Annotated in this window: 10 protein-coding genes; 3 read left to right on the top strand and 7 right to left on the bottom strand. The window is 43.9% G+C overall.

Going from position 1 to position 18,691, the window contains the following annotated elements; genetic code table 11:
- Positions 1-53: 53 nt before the first annotated feature.
- From MIC7113_RS13670 to MIC7113_RS13650, 4 genes are all read right to left on the bottom strand, one after another.
- Positions 54-2,258 (bottom strand): carotenoid oxygenase family protein, encoded by a 2,205-nt coding sequence (locus MIC7113_RS13670; protein WP_015182759.1) that lies wholly within the window; start codon positions 2,256-2,258, stop codon positions 54-56.
- 234 nt (positions 2,259-2,492) lie between these two features.
- On the bottom strand, positions 2,493-2,762 hold the full coding sequence (locus MIC7113_RS13665; protein WP_015182758.1) for a type II toxin-antitoxin system RelE family toxin: 270 nt from the start codon (positions 2,760-2,762) through the stop codon (positions 2,493-2,495).
- On the bottom strand, positions 2,759-2,977 hold the full coding sequence (locus MIC7113_RS13660; RefSeq protein WP_015182757.1) for a hypothetical protein: 219 nt from the start codon (positions 2,975-2,977) through the stop codon (positions 2,759-2,761). The genes MIC7113_RS13665 and MIC7113_RS13660 overlap by 4 nt, the downstream gene beginning before the upstream one ends.
- A gap of 288 nt (positions 2,978-3,265) precedes the next feature.
- On the bottom strand, positions 3,266-6,823 hold the full coding sequence (locus MIC7113_RS13650) for a WD40 domain-containing protein (RefSeq protein ID WP_041780051.1): 3,558 nt from the start codon (positions 6,821-6,823) through the stop codon (positions 3,266-3,268).
- Between the two features lie 747 nt (positions 6,824-7,570).
- Here MIC7113_RS13650 and MIC7113_RS13640 point away from each other — a divergent pair.
- The gene (locus MIC7113_RS13640) at positions 7,571-12,310 is read left to right on the top strand and encodes a hypothetical protein (protein WP_015182755.1); all 4,740 of its coding nucleotides are present in this window, start codon (positions 7,571-7,573) and stop codon (positions 12,308-12,310) included.
- A 71-nt stretch (positions 12,311-12,381) separates the two neighbouring features.
- Here MIC7113_RS13640 and MIC7113_RS13635 read toward each other — a convergent pair whose 3' ends face one another.
- The 3 genes from MIC7113_RS13635 to MIC7113_RS13625 all read right to left on the bottom strand — a co-directional run bounded on the left by MIC7113_RS13635 (position 12,382) and on the right by MIC7113_RS13625 (position 15,223).
- Positions 12,382-13,332: an AAA family ATPase gene (locus MIC7113_RS13635; protein ID WP_015182754.1), complete on the bottom strand. Its 951-nt coding sequence runs from the start codon at positions 13,330-13,332 to the stop codon at positions 12,382-12,384.
- Positions 13,333-13,368: 36 nt separating this feature from the next.
- Positions 13,369-14,514, bottom strand: coding sequence for a DUF4350 domain-containing protein (locus MIC7113_RS13630; protein ID WP_041780049.1), 1,146 nt, complete (start codon positions 14,512-14,514; stop codon positions 13,369-13,371).
- A gap of 97 nt (positions 14,515-14,611) precedes the next feature.
- Positions 14,612-15,223, bottom strand: coding sequence for a DUF4129 domain-containing protein (locus tag MIC7113_RS13625; RefSeq protein ID WP_015182752.1), 612 nt, complete (start codon positions 15,221-15,223; stop codon positions 14,612-14,614).
- A gap of 216 nt (positions 15,224-15,439) precedes the next feature.
- Here MIC7113_RS13625 and MIC7113_RS13620 point away from each other — a divergent pair, with 216 nt between their 5' ends.
- A complete protein-coding gene (locus tag MIC7113_RS13620; RefSeq protein WP_015182751.1) occupies positions 15,440-16,060 on the top strand; it encodes an alpha-ketoglutarate-dependent dioxygenase AlkB in 621 nt (206 codons plus the stop codon).
- Positions 16,061-16,331: 271 nt separating this feature from the next.
- Entirely contained in the window at positions 16,332-18,659 is a 2,328-nt protein-coding gene (locus tag MIC7113_RS33340; protein WP_015182750.1) for an adenylate/guanylate cyclase domain-containing protein, read from the top strand.
- Positions 18,660-18,691 lie beyond the last annotated feature (32 nt).

Here is an 18,691-nt window from a genome sequence, read left to right as displayed (position 1 = left end):
GAAGGGGGATTAGAAAGAGCCTCTGAAGCCATGAAAATTTAATCTAAATCCACCTACAACTCAGTTGGAGATTTCAAAAGTTCCTTCTCAAATTCCTCTTCTAGGGTTTGGTCAATAAAGTTAGGATATACGATGTCGTGAAATAAGTTATGGAGCGTTAGAGATTTCTTTTTCATCAATAAATGGTCATAGTCGAGCTGGATAGAAGCCTCTCGTTTTTGGCGTCGTTCCTCCTCTGAGTACTGTCGTCCCTGATGCAAATCGCGTAGCCAAATTGAATGCAGGGCTAGTGCTAAATTCAGAGGTTTTTTAGTGGCAGGAGCGCTCAATCGATAGATGGGTTTGTTGTTGAAGTCATCTGCGTGGAAGATCCAAAACTCATCTTGGCATTGATCAGGTTGCTCCGGATTATCTGTTAAAACAATACACACGATATAACCATGGGTTGACTCATCTTTTCCCTCTGGACAAGGTAGAGAACTGGGGATGAATTGAGGTGAGCAAGCAAAATGGCGATCGGGAAAATGGAAACGGTCAACAATTTCCATTGTTTCTGTGTTGAGACGGAGTAAGGTTACGGGTTTGTGATCTTGTTTTTCCAAATCTTCAATAGCCAAAATCCGATTTTTATCGGCTTTGTAAGCCTCGTAAATTCGCTGCGGAATTAACTCCCAAGTGAATCCCCAAGACATCCAATAAATATTTTTGATTGTTCGGGAAGATGACTCTTTGCAGTCACGGCTAAGGTCTCGATGAGTGTAAACTGACAGTGACCAAGTTGATTCAGGGTCAGGAAGTAATTCAGTACTTTCGATTTCTCCCGTTTCCCCATCAATAACATAGCGTCCGAGAGAACCCAAATCTGTTGTACCTGACATCATCCCTTCCAAATCATGCCGCAATGATTTTCCAGGTACAGGTTTGTCGTAGCGACTAATTCCCTCAGTTACATCCCAACAGTTACTATGACCGATATGAACGGTGATTTGGTTATTGGGATTCGCATAATCTGCGGCAAAATGAGAAATTTCAATGGGAATAATAACCTTCTTAACCGTAACTTCTGCGGCTTCCGGGTTTTCCTCTAAATCTTGCCGTTTGACAATGTACAAAGTTCCATAAGGCAGGGGCTTACATTGGCTGAGGAAGACTGAATAAATCCAAATTTTTAAACAATCAAATATCTTTGGACTAAAGAGAGGTAATCGCAGAAAACCAAAAGTGAAAGGGGAGAATATTTGAGAAAATTCCATTCTGAAGTTAATATCAGACAGAATTAAATACTTTTCTGTCAAGGCAATCTGATGAAGAGATTGTTCGACCAAAACAGGCTTACCATCGGGTAAGACCATTCGCCAAGACTTCATTTTTGGTTCTATTCCTGCTTCTTTGTCGCCAAATTGATAGCGAAGTAAGTAGGTGAAACGTCCGAACTCTTCCTGCCCGAACTTTTTATCTTTGAATAAGCTTTTGAGGTTGACACTGAGAATATCTAAGATACGATTAACACACTTTTTATACTTTCCGTTATATCCAGTAGAGTAATTGGTGGTAAAAAGTTCATCGGGGCGTCCGTCTGAATGACTCAAATCAGCAACAGGGTGTGCTGAATTAGCATAGACATCAAACATATTATTTTGGAAAAGCTTAGCCATCACAGGGAAAATCCCTTTCCAATCATTGGTGGAACCTATGGGTTCTATAAGTTCTAAGCTGTCGGGATCGACGATATAAGGACGACCTGCATCAATCGTAACTAACAGATGCTCTCTGGTTTGTAAAAATGCGGTATTTAATTGATTTCTGCCACCTAAAATAAGGCTATATCGACTCTGACCTCCATTCCGAAAGGCACTAATAAAAGAAAAAAGTGAATTGTTTCTCGCGAACTGTGCTTTATGTTTTGTCGCTTTATGGAATAAATAGAATTGCGTTGGATAGTCGGCATAATAACAAGGCGTTTTGGCAATTCTCGTTTTAAGTGTTGCTTTGCCATTTTCAAAACCTAGGCGGTAAATCATGCCATCGCCTGTATACAGTAGCGTTCCATCTTCTTGAGAGCAGTTTTCAGATTGAAATAAAGCCCCAACAATAAAAGCGTAGCCTTGTAAATCTTCGGGGAGTTTATCTACAGGAACAGGTTCTGCGTCCTGGTTCTCCTGTTGGTGAATTTGCAGTTCTGCAATATCTAGTTCTTTGCGGATTGTTTTAATAATTGATTTGGGAATGTAGTAGTTTTGGGAATCTGGATTAGTCATTTAAGAAGCGTCTAGAAGTTATTCTTTGGTTATTGAACAAGATGTCAGTTATAGATACACCCATACCATTGATCCAACCGGAAGGAATGGCCTATGCGATCGCTCATCAGCGATCCATCAGGTAGTTCACAATACTTGCTGTTCTATTGCTCCACGCTACATCAGGAGCGTTGCATATCCTTCTGCTAATCAGAGTTAAGTTACTTCGGAAACCTACCTCATTAGACCGCATCGTTACAACTGAGATAGCAACTTGTCATAGTCTGTGTGTGAGCCAACCCAAAACCAAACGATGGTATCTCTATCTCGCTCACCAACTACTCGATAGCTTCGGCTGATTCTAGCCGAGTAAATGGGTAACTCCGGATGCACTTGCTTAAAACGCAAGCTTGGATGCCAGGGGTCTTCCTTGAATTGGCGGTATGCCTCGCGAGTTTGTGCCTGAACCTGCTCCGGTAAGTTAGCGAAGGCTTTACGGAACTGAGCAGTTGTGCGTGACTTCACAATGTTTCTGGATCGAGTTCTTGAGTTTTACCTGCACGGTACTCTGCTCTTGCCTCGGCTGCAAGTTTAGCAAGGGCATCATGGGAACGTGCAAATGCTGCATCCCACCGGATTTCATCTTCAAGTTCTTCCAGAATTATTGCTGCGATCGCATCTTGCTCGTCAGCAGGCAGCGTTTTCAATTGGGCGATCGCTTTTTCAAGTAGTTCGGTCATACCTACCGGATCTAAAAAAGGCTACTCTAAGTATCGCTTACTGAATGTTGTAGTGTAAATTTGGTAGCTGCACCCATATCATTTGCTCGACAGGAGAGAGTGGTTTATGCGATCGCTCACCAGCAATGCATCAGGTCGTCTGCAACCTAACATAGTACTAAGCTGGTAGATTACGGCGCAAAACTCAATTTGTTCAAGCATTCCAAAGCTCGTTGCCACACCTAACGCACCCCACCACTTGACTAGGTTACTTACGTTGAGATTGCTAAAAATCATGGTTATTTGCATTTAGAACTCTTCAACTGCGCCTAAGACTGTTAGCATGGTTCTCTGAGCTGGAGTCAAACCTGTAGCACCTTCTAATCTCATGCCCTCATAAGGTCTTCTGGCTCTCAGTGTTGCAAGGCTAGTCTGTGTTTGCGTACTCCAAATCCGGATGGTTTCATCTTCACTAGCGGAGGCAAGCTTTAAACCATCAGGACTCATGGCAACTGTCCAAATCCAATTAGTATGTCCTTTCAAGGTATTCAGGCAAATTCCCTCGAAAATATCCCAGATTTTGATCGTTTGGTCGCAGCTACCACTGGCAATCTTCCGCCCATCTGGGTAGAATGCAACCGACATGACCCAACCCGTATGTCCCTCTAGAGTGCGAATACACTTGCCTGCTGTGACGTCCCAAATTTTGAGTGTTTGATCCGAACTGGCACTCGCGAGTAGTTGACTATCTGGATTAAACGCGATCGCACCGACTCTAGCTGAGTGTTCTTTTAAGGTTTGGATGCACTCACCGCGATGGATATCCCACAGTTTAATCGTGTTGTCTTCACTGCCACTTGCTAATATTGTTCCTTGAGGATTATAGCTGACTGCCCCTACGCGATCGCGATGCCCCTCTAGTGTTTGCAGACACTTACCTGTACTCACATCCCAAAGCTTGATGGTGTGGTCAAAACTGCTGCTGGCGAGAGTCGTTCCATCCGGGCTGAAGCTGAGCGACCAAACTTCATTTCTGTGTTCTTTAAGGACATGAATGCAACTACTATCAACAAGACTCCAGATTTTGATGGTTGTATCCTCACTACCACTGGCAAGAATTTCGCCATTGGGATGGAAAGCGACGGCTGGTAAACCTCTGGTGTGTGCCTTGATCTCCCGAAGACACGTCCCACTATTCGCATCCCAGACTCGTAGGGTTCGGTCTTTGTGTCCAGTTGAGATCGCCTGACTATTTGGACTGAAAGCGACTGTTTTAACCCAATTGGTATAACCCTGAATATTAGCAATGCAGTGACCGTTACTGACTTGCCATAACCGAATCGTTTGGTCTTCACTGCAACTGGCTAGGGTTTGACCGTTTGGACTGAAGGATATGCCCCAAACTCTACTACTATGTCCTTGAAGGGTATGGAGACAAGTACGAGTTTCGACATCCCAAATTCTAATCGTTTGGTCTTCTGAACAACTGGCAACTTGCCTACCGTCAGGACTCCAAAACGCTTTCCAAATCCATTGACTATGACCTTTGAGGACACAAAGACATTTCCCATCTGCAAGACGCCAAATTCTGATCGTGCGATCGCAGCTAGCACTGACTAATCGTTCTCCATCAGGACTAAACTGAACCGATCCGACCCAATTTTTATGGGCTGTAATCGTTTGCAAACACTCTCTTGTCTCCCAATCCCAAATTCGGATCGTGTTGTCGAAGCCGCAGCTGGCGAGGTACTTTCCATCAGGACTGAAATGAACACATAGAATCGCACCCGTATGCCCTTGTAGAACTTGCAAGCAATTGCCATTAACTGCATCCCAAATCCTAATCATGCAGTCTTTGCTACCATTGGCGAGTAACTGTCCATCGGGACTGAAAGTAACTCCATACACGCTATCGGTAGATTCACACAGCGTGGATTGGTATTCCCCTGAAGGCAAATTCCAAAGTTTAATCGTTCCATCTTCACTAGAACTGACGAGAGTCTGACCATCTGGACTAAATGCAACCTTGCGAACCCAACCTGTATGTCCTTGTAAGGTTAGCAAGCGCTGGCGATCACTAACTCGCCACAGATGAATTTCAAAGTTGGCGTTGCCTGTTGCGAAAAGTTGACCATCGGGACTAAAAGCGATCGCTAAAACTCCGCCAAAGGATTGGGCAAACACCGATTTAGAAAAATGGCAATGAGAAAAATTGACATCGTATAAACTGACATCTTGCAGATATGCCTGACAGATGGTTAAGTAGGAGAAATCATAACCGCTTAAGTCAATTGGCATTTGCACCAGCAGATTGAGAATATTACCTCCTACATATCCAGGTTGCAGGGGAGCCTCTACTCTCAACTGGCTTGCAATTACTTTGAGTTGCTGTTGAATTTTGTTGTAGCTGCCTAGAGATAGCAACAAAGTGTCGATGACTGGCTGTAGGATGAGACGAATCTGTGTTTGCCTAATGTAGTCCTTACTCTGAGCTTTAATTAAGGCGTAGTCCTTTAAAAATTCCTGTAGCTGGTCAATAATATCTTCACAGGCCGCTGTGATGAATCGGGTGGTTGCGTACTCCATGACTACGGGTTGCAATGACCAGCGTTTCTCAGTGCGTTCTACTAAGGAACGCTGAGTCAGCGATCGCAATGCCCCTAGTAATTGCTTGGTAATTACCTCTGATACGACATCTGTTTCTAGTTCTGGCAGTGAAACTGGCTCTCGATTCACGGCTAACCAGTTCATCACTTGTTGCTCTGCTTCTGACAAACGATCGAACTGTCGCTCTAGCAGTTCGTTGATGTCTGCAAACCCAACCTTCCCCTGCCTTATATACGGAAGTAACTCCTCTACATCGCCATCAAATAGTTCTTGTACCCCTGAGGCAACCATTTTTAAGGCTAGGGGATTGCCTGCATAGTGTTCAAATATTTCCAGCCATTCCTGGCGATCGCTACTAAAACAGCCTTTATCTGTAAAGATGGGCTGTCCTTCTACGGGTGTCAGTCCTTGTAGTTGAAGCGATCGCACCGGCAGCGTCACCCCTTCTAGAAATCCAATCTCCTTCGGTTTTTCTCGACTGGTTAGGATGACGCTGCTTTGGTGGCGCACTTCTCCTATAGACTTCAACAGGTGTCCGTACCCTTCGTAGTCCTTGAGGTATTGTCCAGTCTGGCTGCCACCTTGAAGAACGGACTCGAAGTTGTCCAAGATGAGAAGACAGCGGGAGGAGCGAAGATAGTGCAACAGGCGTGCTGTTTTTCCCTCTAATGTCTCAGGTAGCTGGAGTTCTTGCTGATTGGAGAGGAACTGAACCAACTCGGTTGCAAGCTCTTCAAAGGGAGGAGCAGAAGAGAGCGATCGCCAGAACAAAAACTCAAACTGATGCTGAACCTGTTCTCCTAGCTTCACGGAGAGGGCTGTTTTCCCCATGCCGCCCATACCCAGAATGGCTACGAGTCGGCAGCGATCGCATAGAAGCCATTGTTCGAGTAGCGCGAGTTCGTGGTTGCGTCCGTAGAAAACGGAAACATCGATCGCCTCTCCCCAGTCTTGTTGAGTTATAGTGGCGGGATCGCAAGGGAGCGACTGTTCTAATTGTTGATTTCTTTGCTTGGCTGCTCGCTGCAAAACCTTTTGAACGCTATGTTTCGTGACTTTTTCACCCAAGGCGAGTGAAAGCGACTGCCACAATTTAGAACCAACATCTTTGACGTAACCAGGGTCATAACTAGAGGCTTTGGCAATGTCTTCGTAAGACTGTCCTTGCCAAGATTCACGGAACACAAGTTCCTGAACTTTATTCAAGCATCCTTTATCTAGGGCTTTCTCTACAAGCTCTAGTGCTTCTTCTAATGTCATTGTTGCGTATTGGTTTTGAGCAGTGGCGATCAGGAATGTCATCACGGGAGATGGCTGTGCTTTGTTTAGAAGCTATGAAATGCCTGTAGGGGTAGGGCTGAGAGCCTTCTACACCTGCTGTACTTTTCCCAGGAGATTTAGCAAAGACAAGTGGAGTTCAACCTGAAAAGAAGCTCCTGAGTTCTACCTCCAGCTATCTCGCATCATCCATTAGAATGAATTTTTTCATAGATCTGACTTTTGTCTGACTTTTTTAGGACTTCTTTACATCTTCTGCTGACTTTTACCGACTCTCACCGATGGGCTTGGGTGGTTAGAGTGTAGCAATCACGAAGGGTAACCCCTTGGGAAAGGGCGATAGCGTAGCGCTGCCGCCAAAGGCAGATCGCAGTTGTGCTTATAGGGAAGAAAGGGGGCATCGCCTTACCAACCTCAACGTTACTGGTTTCAGAGATTCTGGAGTCCGGTAGAGCGATCGCAAAAGGTTGCAAATATTTCTCACAGGTAGCATCTATAACCAACAATCATCTCGAACTTGAATCGTTTCTCACGCAGATGAGCGATGTTAAGAGAGCCTGCTGTCCAGAATTTGGGCAGAAACAAGCTTGACTAACACGGCTATTTATGCAGTCAATTTGAGTTTTTATGTTTCAGTGAAGGGGAATAGGTTCAGTCAGTGACTGAGGTGTTTGCCGCCATTCAGAAGAATCAGACCAAAAGTGAAAACCTCTTACTCAGGAAAACAACATGGAGAGTCAGGAAAGCCTACAGTTCTCTGGTACAAACATTCTTGAAGTAGCTGTGCAAAGCGCTTACAGCTACCTCATGGCTGCCTCGAAAAGTGACAATTTTTTTCCTACGATAGCGCCAGTCTTTAATGGAAGTGGAGATTTAAGTAGCCTGCAAGCATTGTCAGAGAGTTGGGCATCGGGTGACTTCAGCCAGTTGCCGACTATTGAGATTCTGTCAAGCAATTTGATGAACGGTGCGAATGGCGCTTTTTCTGAAGTGACCCGCACAATTTATTTGTCTTCAGATTATCTTGTCCAAGGTTCAAGCAATCCCGATCTTCTCACGGGTGCTACTGGCGTCTTATTAGAAGAGATTGGACACTTTGTGGATACCCTTATCAATCCAGGGAGTGATACACCTGGAGATGAGGGAGCATTATTCGCCGTAACTTTGATGGGACTTCCTCTAAGTAATGCAGAGAAGTTACTGATTCATCAAGAGAATGACCATAGCTTCGTTACTATTGACAATCAGGCAATTGCTGTCGAACAGTCTGATGATATAGATCCAAGGGAACTTGCTGACTTGCTCTGGGATACAGGGGCGACAGTAAGCCAAATTGGAGTCAATCTAAAAAATCTTGGCTTTGATTTACCAACAATCGCCGATGCACTTGATGATGGTGTTACGAAGAGTGATGGCACTAAGCTAAACTACACAGACGTAGCCATTGGTTTGTGGAATAGCGGACATAGTATTGATACAAAAGTCCTCGCTGACTTGCTTTGGGATGAAGGGGCGACGGAAACTGAAATAGCTCAGGCTCTGAATTATGGAATTGGTCGCAACTTAGCAGAGATTGCGAGTGACATGAAGTATGGAGTTACCAAGAGTGATGGGACAGCTCTTAACTACACGAGCGTCGCAGTAGGTCTGTGGAATAGCGGGCATAGTATTGATGCAAGGAAACTAGCAGATTTACTCTGGGATGAAGGGGCCAGCCAGCAACAAATTGGGCAGGCAATGAACTATCTAGGGTTGAGCTTAGAAACAATCGCTGATAGCGTTAAGCGGGGCGTTACAAAGAGTGATGGAACTGGGCCTAATGATATTGACGTAGCCATAGCTCTCTGGAACAGTGGCTATAGCCTTGATGCGAGGAAGCTTGCTGATTTACTTTGGGATCAGGGTGCTAATCCCATAGAGATTGGGCAGGCAATGAAGTATCTTGGCTTAAGTTTGGAAACTATTGCCGATAGCCTTAAATGGGGTATTACAAAGGCTGATGGCACAAATCTTGACTACCATCAAGTAGCTGAAGGTTTGTGGAATAGTGGCTACACTGGTGCTGATGGTCTTAACTCCAGAAAGCTTGCTGATTTACTCTGGGATAATAGTGCTAGCCAAGAAAAAATTGGTCAAGCATTTGAGTATTTGGATCTAAGCCTAGAAACTATTGCTGATGCTGTTAAATGGGGAATTACACAGATTGATGGTACTAATCTAAACTACATTGATGCTGCCTTAGCTGTTTGGAATAGCGGTCATGGGCTTGATACAAGAAAGCTGGCCGATCTGTTATGGGATGGAGGCGCAAGCCAACAACAGATTGGTCAGATATTTAAGTATTTTAATTGGGATTTAGAAACTATCGCTGATGCTATGGATGATGGCGTTACCAAAAGTGATGGAACTAAACTGAATTACACTGATGTAGCCATAGCTTTATGGAATAGTGGCTATGGCTTTACATACAGGAAACTCGCCGATTTACTTTGGGATGAAGGCGCAAGTCAACAACAAGTTGGTCAAGCATTTAAGTATCTTGGATTGAGTCTGGAAGATATTGCTGATAGCGTTAAATGGGGAATTACCAAAGCTGATGGCACTAATGCTAATTACACTGATGCAGCCATAGCTTTGTGGAATAGTGGCTATAATGCTGCTGATGGTCTTACCTCCAGAAAGCTTGCTGATTTACTCTGGGATGAAGGAGGAGATCAAAAAGCCATTGGTCAAGCAATGAAGTATTTGGGCTTGAGTCTAGAAACCATTGCTGACGCTATGGATGATGGTGTTACCAAGACTGACGGCACTAATCTCAACTATTTTGATGTAGCTCTAGCTCTCTGGAATAGCGGACATAGTATTGATTCAAGAAAATTAGCTGACTTGTTGTGGGATGAAGGAGCAAGCCAACAACAAATTGGTCAAGCGATGAAATACTTGGGGCTGAGTTTAGAAGCCATTGCTGATGCTATGGATAATGGTGTTACAAACAGTGATGGAACTAAACTTAATTACATTGACGTAGCGATAGCTATTTGGAATAGTGGCTATGGCTTTACCTATAGGAAGCTGGCAGACTTACTGTGGGATGAAGGAGCAACTCAACAACAAGTTGGTCAAGCTTTTAAGTACCTTGGTTTAAGCTTAGAAGACATTGCTGATAGCATCAAATGGGGTATTACACAAAGTAATGGAGCTAATCTTAACTGGAACAGTGTAGCTAGTGCTATTTGGGGCAGCGGTTATGGTTTTACGTATAGAAAGCTGGCAGATCTACTCTGGGATGAGGGAGCAAACCAAAAGCAAATTGGTCAGGCATTTAAATATCTTGGCTTGAGTTTGGAAGATATTGCTGATAGCGTAAAATGGGGTATTACCCAAAGTAATGGAGCTAATCTGAATGACATTGATACAGCAATAGCTCTGTGGAATAGTGGCTATAGCTTTGATGCGAGAAAACTTGCAGATTTGCTTTGGGATGAGGGAGCAAGTCAGCAAAAAATTGGTCAGGCTTTTAAGTATCTAGGTTTAAGTCTAGAAACTATTGCCGATAGTGTTAAATGGGGAGTTAAGAATAGTAATGGAACTTATACTCTTAATTACACTGACGCAGCTCTAGCTATTTGGGACAGCGGCTATGGCTTTACCTATAGGAAGCTGGCAGATTTGCTTTGGGATGAGGGGGCAAGCCAACAGCAAATTGGTCAAGCAATGAAGTATCTAGGCTTGAGCTTAGAAACCATTGCTGATAGCGTAAAATGGGGAGTTACGCAAAGTAATGGAGCTAATCTTAATTACATTGATGCAGCGATTGCTTTGTGGAATAGTGGATATAAATTTGATACTAGAAAGCTTGCCGATCTACTGTGGGATGAGGGGGCAGACCAATCAACAATTGGTCAGACATTGCGCTCTCTTGGCATGAGTAATGAAGTCATTGGTGATGCCGTTAAATGGGGGGTGACACACAACGGATATTATCTTAATTATGTTGATGCAGCGATCGCTGTTTGGAATAGTGGAAATGCCGTCAGTGATTACCGAATCGCTGTCATAACCTATTCTTTAGGGGGTGGCTATAGTGAAGTCTATAGTGCACTTAAGGGGATTGGAGCTAGTGACGCTCGAGCTCATTGGTTGGCTATACAGTCTTATGTCAAAGAAAATATCATTAATCCTTTCTTTCAAGCTGTTTTCGGAGCCGTGCCAGGAGCAGCAGCCGTTATTGATACTATTTCCGACAAAGGCAACTCTCTGATCGACTCTACAGGTCAAATTATTGATAGCACTGCTGATAGCTTAAAAGATTTCTACGAAGACAACCAAAAAGTAGTTGATCTTGTTCTATTACCATACACTCTTCCTAATTCAATCGTTGTTAATACCGTTGAAGCAGCCTTAAAGGGAGACGTTGAAGTAATTGTTGATGGATTGAAAAAGATTCCGGTTCTGGGTACTGCTGTAGGTGTGATAGATGGAGTCATTAAAGCTGCTCAAGGGGACGAAAAAGGAATTCTTGAAGAATCAATCAATTCAGCCCTAGCTTTCTATGGAGCATCAAACGTGATCACTCCCAACATGGTAGAGTTTGCGGTTGATATTTTCTGGGAACTTAAAGAGCCAGATTATCAAGGGGCTATTTCAGCATCTCTTGAAAATCTTGGGATGCAAAAAACAGTAGCCGATCTTTTCGTCACTGTAGCTTGGTCAATGGCAGTAGATAATAATTGGGAAACTGCCATTAATGCTGCTCTGACTAAAGTCGGTTTTAATAATGCCAATTCCTTTGTTAATATGGCATGGGATATTATCGACGGAAACTACAAAGAAGCTCTGAAAACTGGACTCCAATTGGTTGGATTTACAAATCTTGGTATTGATCAATCTAAGGCAGATGCTTTCCTTAACCTTACAGTTGCTATTCGGGACGGAAATCCTAATCAAGCCGCAGATATTCTCATAGCTCTCTCTGGTAATGATCCACAAGTTATTCAGAGCAATTGGATTAAAGATTTGAAAGATGGAAACCTAGCTAATGACCGTCAAGCGATTCAATTGGGATTGTCCAATTTAGGTTTTAAGGATGTCACGCAATGGGTTGATTCCATTTGGGCTGTTAAAGAAGGGAAATATCTTGATGCTCTATCTGCTGTTTTGACTTTAGGAAGCTTTGCTGATACTCAGGATTGGGTGAAAATTATTGGCAATCTACAGAAAGAGAACTACGGAGAGGCTTTATCTACTGCCTTTAAATTGGCTGACTTCCCAGATGGTCAATCCTTAGCTGATGCAGTTCTAGCAGTCAAAAAAGGAGATTATATAACAGCATTCTATGAAAGCCTTAACTTAATTGAAGGAGGACGGGACTTGGCTGATGCTTTCAAATACTTGATAGAGTTTGATCTTCAAGAGTTTGTAACCTCAATGATTGGTGCGGCTCCTCTTTTATTGAAAGTCTTGATTTAAGAGCCTATCCGAATTCTCTAGAGCATCGGTTTATTGAAGCTGGGGCAATCTCCCATGATTGCCCCAAGCATTTACCTCGGCACCGGCACTTGACTCAGCAAGGAAGAAATCACCGCATCCATTTGCACTCCATCCAGTTGTGATTCGGCTTTCAGAATCAGACGGTGACGTAACAACGGAGGTGCCACAGCCTTGACATCATCGGGGGTGGCATAGTTGCGACCTTCTAACCATGCGTGAGCTTTACTCGTTTGTAACCAAGCCACAGCCGCTCTCGGAGAAGCACCCAAAGCCAAGTCAGGATGTTGTCGTGTGCGCTGTACCAACGCCAGGAGGTAATCTAGCAACTTGTCCTCAATCTCAACCGCTTGCACGGCTTTTCTCGCGCTCAGAATCTGCGCTACTGTAGCGATCGGTTTGAGCCGAGCTAAGTCCAGGCGCTTGGCGCGAAACCCCGCCTGAGAATTTAACAACATTTGCTTTTCTGCCACTGAGTCCGGGTAATCGACCACCAATTTAAACAAAAAGCGGTCTAACTGAGCTTCCGGCAAGGGGTAAGTACCTTCAAATTCTAGGGAGTTTTGGGTGGCAATCACCCAAAACAGTTCAGACAGGGGTAACGTCTCGCCATCCAGCGTCACCTGCTGTTCTTCCATCGCTTCTAGCAATGCCGCTTGAGTTTTGGGAGGTGTGCGGTTAATTTCATCCGCGAGCAAAACTTCCGTAAACACAGGCCCTTTTTTCAGGGTGAAACTGCGGCTATTCAGGTCAAAAATGTTCGTCCCCAAAATGTCGGAGGGTAAAATATCTGGTGTGAGCTGAATCCTGCGAAAATCCGATTGAATCAGCCTTGCCAGCACCTTTACCAGTAGGGTTTTTCCTGTTCCGGGGACTCCTTCGACAATTACATGCCCTCCACTCAGAAGCGCCACCAGCATCTGCTGCACTAGAGTTGATTGACCCACAACAACTTTGCAAAGGGTCTGTGCTAGGCGGTCAAATATAGCGTTCGGTTCGCTCATGTGGTGTCAGCATTGGAGTGGATAGGGCTTGAACTCTCATTCTGAACGATTAAGGTTCGAGGAGGAGAGATAACGATGAATTTTCTGCCATTTTCCCAACCAGCTTAGCAATTCTGTTTCCCTAATTCGAGCTTTTTGACATTGCATTTGCAGCATGGATTCCAGTTCTGCGGCTGGACGCCCTGTTTGCTGCACCCAGGCGTTAACGAGGGCTTGAGAGTCGAGTTGCTCCTGTCCTAAAAATAGGGCTTTTTGCAGTTGTACTTGTTCTTCTTTGCCCACAACTTCCAACACAAACTCACTGCTTTCGGCTTTTTGCAAGACGGCGGCTAAAGCCTGAATGTACGCTTCGCTGTTGTTGACAATGGGTGTGGGTAAGGTTTCGGGTTTGCCAAAGCGGTGATTCCCAGCCCAGATGGCGACGAGGAGGAGAATTGCCACCTGAATCAAAGCTGGAAAGACGGGAGTTTTACCTAAGTAACTAAATATACCTTGTTCTTGTTTACGTTTCGGGGCGTCTGTATCTCTGTAACCGTGGAGGTATTCGTCTACCCAGATAGAATTGGAGCTGGAAGAGTTTTCTTCCTCTCCGGATTGGGTTACTAGTTGGGCGAGAAATTCATAGTTACCCCGGAAATCTTGATAGGCGTTGGCTGCCAAATCGGGTGTTGTTGCGAAGATCAGATGTCCTTTGCCGATATTTTCTTGCCAAACAATTGAACCAAAACGATCGCCTAACGGTTTTTGCTTTGCTGACAAATTCCGACGCGCCGTATTAATCTTAACCTGCCCCATTTCCGTTTCGTGCAGGGTATTAAAAGGGGCTTTGGTTACAGGCTGGCGGATGCCCAAAATAACCAAATTATTGCCCTTTTCTACCCAATTTTGCTCATCTTTATCAATGCCTAGAGTAGACAATTGACTGTTGACGCGCAACAAGGTAGCCGGAGTTTTGATTGTCCCGTTATTGGCTAAATTCTCAAATGGTTTTTGCCAACGCTTGACTGGGGTTCCCCGTTCATCCATGAAAGCATACCAAGCACCGTAGCCATTGGGGGCACGGGTGTAAGTAGAACCACTACTCAGTTTATTATTAGCAGGAGCTGCAAAAAAGGTGAGAAGAATTAGGGCGGCAATTGCGATCGCGCCAAATAACCATAACCGCCGATTTGACCCATTCATCATGAAGTATGAAGTGTGAAGGATGAACTGTGAAGTATGTTGTTTATAGAGCTTTTTGTTTAATCAAAAAGAGAACCAGGGGACAGGAGCATTCTGTTCATACTTCATCTTTAAGTTCTTGGTAAGCTTGTTGACACTGCTCAAAGTCTGAACTTGAAGCTTCCGTATTACTAAAGCATAGTTGTTGGTGGGTCATGAGCAAGGTTCGGTATGGTTTGGGTTGGGGTAGCTGCTGAACTAATTTTAAGTATTCCCCATCGGTGCGGCTAGATTCGTGGGGTGCAATTCCGTTGTCATTTAACTGTTGCAACATTGCCATATACAAACATCGACAAGCTTCGCGATAATTACCCTGCTGCTGGAATTTTTGCGATCGCTGTAACCATCCCGCAACGGATAATGATTGGGCAGGTGTTTGGGTCACTTTTTGAGTCGGCTGATTGAACGACTGCCTGAGGGAATAAAGATAAGGACGCAACCATCGCCAAATCTGCAAACCAATCCAGATTAGGAGTAAACCGGCTATCAGCCAAAAAGTGGCTTTAGCTAGCCACTGTATGATTGGCGAATTCCACCACGATGGCAGCGATGCCTGGGATGGATTAGATGCAAATCGGGAGAGTTGCAGTTCCCACCACTCCCCAAACCGTTGTTGCAGTTGAGATAGCTGCCAACCCCAACTATCTTTCTCAAAGGAACCGTTAGACATGAATGAATCTCGCACAGCGCAGGACTATTTCTATTTAGCCATGTCTGCATCACGAATCTGTACAAATCCAGCAACTGGAGGCTAAAACTGAAGGGGAGACCAAGGGTAGAATACCGCTAATAGGCGCGGGGGATCTGCTGAATTCGGCACACCCAATCACTCAATGTTCTTGTATCACCCAAACTTCACTTTGCCTCAAAGCTCAACGGAAGAAGCATGGAATTTCCCAATAAGGCTGAATTAACTATAGATAACTATCAAGATTGTGAAATAAAAAAAGTTTCAGGGATTGTCTATATTTCTAACTACCTGAATAAGGATGAACAAGATAATTTAATTAGGATTATCGATCAACAAGATTGGTCAATTAAAGACCAAAGAAGAATTCAAGAATATGGATATAAATATGACTATAAAGATGGCTCTTTTGTGGCATCAACCCACTTAGGGAATTTACCCGATTGGGCACAAAATGTTGCTGTCAGGCTGGCTGAGGATGGCTTCATGGTAAACGTTCCCGAACAAGTTATCGTTAATGAATATCAACCCGGTCAAGGAATTGTTAGCCATACTGACTGTATTCCTTGTTTTGGTAATACGATTATTACTCTAAGTTTGGGCAGTGAGTGTGTTATGAATTTTACTCATTCTCAAACTCAAAAGGAAGTAGGAATCCTCTTACAAGCGGGAAGCTTATTGATTTTTAAAGGAGAAGCTAGATATATTTGGAAACATGGAATTGTTCCCCGTAAACGAGATAATTATAAGGGTAGAATTTTTATGAGAACCAGACGAATCTCTATGACTTTTAGGGAAGTTCTATTTCCTTACAAGTAGTGATTTATGGAACTAATTAAGTCACCTTTTAGGATGATAAACTATTGTGAGATATTATGAGATAAAAGATGAGTTTTACACGCCAGTAGCGAACGCGGTTAAGGCTAACAGCAATCGATCATGCTTCAAAAATATTCAAGAGTTTCGTATTCTGAGCAGCTATGTGAAGGGGGCCACATCTATTAATATATTGCTAAGTAATTGATTGTCTGGGACACTACCCACCCTAAAATAAGAATGCCTGTTAAGAAGGGTGCAAGATATCCGTTGAATGGCATTCTCCAAACAAATGAGCAACGTCCCCGGTATGGTTTACTGCATGTCTATTGACCGAGACTGGACATGCCAATTTGTAAGTGAGGGTTCTTACGACCTCACGGGTTATCAACCAGAGGATTTAATTAATAATCGCCGAGTCTCTTACAGGCAGATCATTCACCCTGAAGACCAAAATCTGGTTCAGCTTGAGCGACAATCCGCCTTAGCCGATCGCCGCCCTTTTCAGATTGTCTATCGAATACTGACTGCAACGGAAGAACTCAAGTGGGTTTGGGAGCAAGGAAGAGGCACTTTCGACTCCAATGGAGAAATCTTGGCAATCGAGGGCTTTGTTTTGGATATCACAGTTCGCAAGCGGGCGGAGCAAAAAGTTGAGCTATTACTAGCAATTAGCCAAGCGATTAATTCTGCTCCTGATTTTCTCACCGCTTTGGAAGTAGCGCTGCGTCTGGTGTGCGAAACGACGGGTTGGATTTATAGCGAAGTTTGGGTGCCGGCGGCGGATGGTACAGCCTTAGAATGTAGCCGTAGTTGGTATCGTAAACGCACAGATATTGATGGTACCCTAGCCTCAGCTTTAGACCACTTCCGAGACTATAGCGAAGTACTGACTTTTTTACCCAATGAAGAATTACCAGGACGAGTATGGTATCGAGGTGAGCCGGAGTGGATTTCCGATCTTTCAGCGGAATCAGACGACATTTTTTTGAGACTCAAACTGGCTTCAGACTCCGGATTAAAAGCGGCGTTTGCGGTGCCGATTGTCGCTCCTTCTAGCACATCAATGGCGACAACTCAAGATTCATCGTCTGTCTTAGCCGTGTTGGCTTTCTTTATGTTAGAAGGACATCAACAGAATCAATATTGGATGGAGTTAGTTTCAGTGGTATCTGCTCAGTTGGGAACGGCTCTGCAACAAAAGAAAGCTGAAGCAGAAATGAGCGCCCTGTTCGCCGCCATGAATGACGTTGTGTTGGTGATCGATGCTTCCGGACGATGTCGTAAAATAGCCCCAACTAACCCAGTGAGTGTCTACAAACCGCCTGCTAACTTGTTGGGTAAAACCTTACACGAACATTTCCCGCCAGCCCAAGCCGAACTCTTACTCAGTAGTATCCGAGAAGCACTTTTATCCGAACAAACCATCAGTATTGAGTACAGTTTGACGATTAGCCAACAAGAAGTTTGGTTATCAACTAGCATTTCACCTCTTTCCGAAGATTCTGTGATTTGCGTAGTACGTGACATCAGCACCCAAAAATTATTGGAAGATAATCTACGTACTTCTGAGAAGAAAATGCGCGTGTTTTTTGAGGCAATGACTAGCATTGTCCTTATCCTCGATATTCAAGAAAATGAAATCGGAAATATAGAAATTGCACCCACAAATCCCGATCGGTTATACGAACCCGGTGTTGACGCAATCGGTCAAACGATTGAACAATTTTTTTCAGATGAGAGAGCAGAAGAGTGGTTGAAAAGAATCCGGTTAGCTTTAGATACTCAACAGACGATCAATTTTGATTACAGCTTATTCTTAGGAGAAAAAGAAGTTTGGTTTTCTGCTGGTATTTCGCCTATTGCAGAAACCTCAATTTTATGGGTTGCGCGTGACATCACCGATCGCAAACAGGCAGAAGAGGCATTACGTTTAGAACAAGACAAATCTGAGCGTTTATTACTCAATATTCTACCCAAACTAATTGCTAATCGCTTGAAACAAGAGCAACCGACGTTAGAAAAGCAGAGTGGTGCGGCACCGATTGCGGAGAGTTTTGAGGATGTCACTATTCTATTTGCTGATATTGTTGGTTTTACTCCTCTTTCCACTCGTCTGCCACCCATTGAACTGGTGAATTTACTCAATCAGATTTTTTCTAAATTTGACCATATTGCTCAGAAATATAAGGTAGAAAAAATTAAAACTATAGGAGATGCCTACATGGTAGTGGGGGGTTTACCGGTACCCAGCGATTATCATGCTGAGGCGATCGCACACATGGCGTTGGATATGCAACAAGCTATTGATCGTTTCCAAATCGAGCAAGGTGAATCCTTCCAAATCCGTATTGGTATTAATACCGGTCCTGTGGTGGCTGGAGTGATTGGGATCAACAAGTTTATTTATGACTTATGGGGCGATGCTGTGAATGTGGCATCCCGGATGGAATCGTCTGGAATTCCAGGAAAAATTCAAGTGACTGATCAGACTTATCAGCGCTTGAAAGACCAGTTTGAGTTAGAGGAACGGGGTTCTATTATAATCAAAGGCAAGGGAAAAATGATGACTTATTGGCTCACAGGAAGAAAGGTAAACTAAACTTTTTAAATTGAGCCATTTTTACGGTTTTT

The sequence above is a fragment of the Allocoleopsis franciscana PCC 7113 genome, assembly GCF_000317515.1.
GTDB classification, from domain to species: domain Bacteria; phylum Cyanobacteriota; class Cyanobacteriia; order Cyanobacteriales; family Coleofasciculaceae; genus Allocoleopsis; species Allocoleopsis franciscana.
The sequence above is the reverse complement of the archived record's forward strand: the minus strand, read 5'-3'. Positions and strand labels throughout refer to the sequence as shown.

Coding starts and splice junctions, on each gene's coding strand:
- MIC7113_RS13620 (WP_015182751.1), top strand. CDS start 15,440: ATGGAATTTCCCAATAAGGCTGAATTAACTATAGATAACTATCAAGAT.
- MIC7113_RS13670 (WP_015182759.1), bottom strand. CDS start 2,258: ATGACTAATCCAGATTCCCAAAACTACTACATTCCCAAATCAATTATT.
- MIC7113_RS13650 (WP_041780051.1), bottom strand. CDS start 6,823: ATGACATTAGAAGAAGCACTAGAGCTTGTAGAGAAAGCCCTAGATAAA.
- MIC7113_RS13660 (WP_015182757.1), bottom strand. CDS start 2,977: ATGACCGAACTACTTGAAAAAGCGATCGCCCAATTGAAAACGCTGCCT.
- MIC7113_RS33340 (WP_015182750.1), top strand. CDS start 16,332: ATGGCATTCTCCAAACAAATGAGCAACGTCCCCGGTATGGTTTACTGC.
- MIC7113_RS13630 (WP_041780049.1), bottom strand. CDS start 14,514: ATGAATGGGTCAAATCGGCGGTTATGGTTATTTGGCGCGATCGCAATT.
- MIC7113_RS13640 (WP_015182755.1), top strand. CDS start 7,571: ATGGAGAGTCAGGAAAGCCTACAGTTCTCTGGTACAAACATTCTTGAA.
- MIC7113_RS13635 (WP_015182754.1), bottom strand. CDS start 13,332: ATGAGCGAACCGAACGCTATATTTGACCGCCTAGCACAGACCCTTTGC.
- MIC7113_RS13625 (WP_015182752.1), bottom strand. CDS start 15,223: ATGTCTAACGGTTCCTTTGAGAAAGATAGTTGGGGTTGGCAGCTATCT.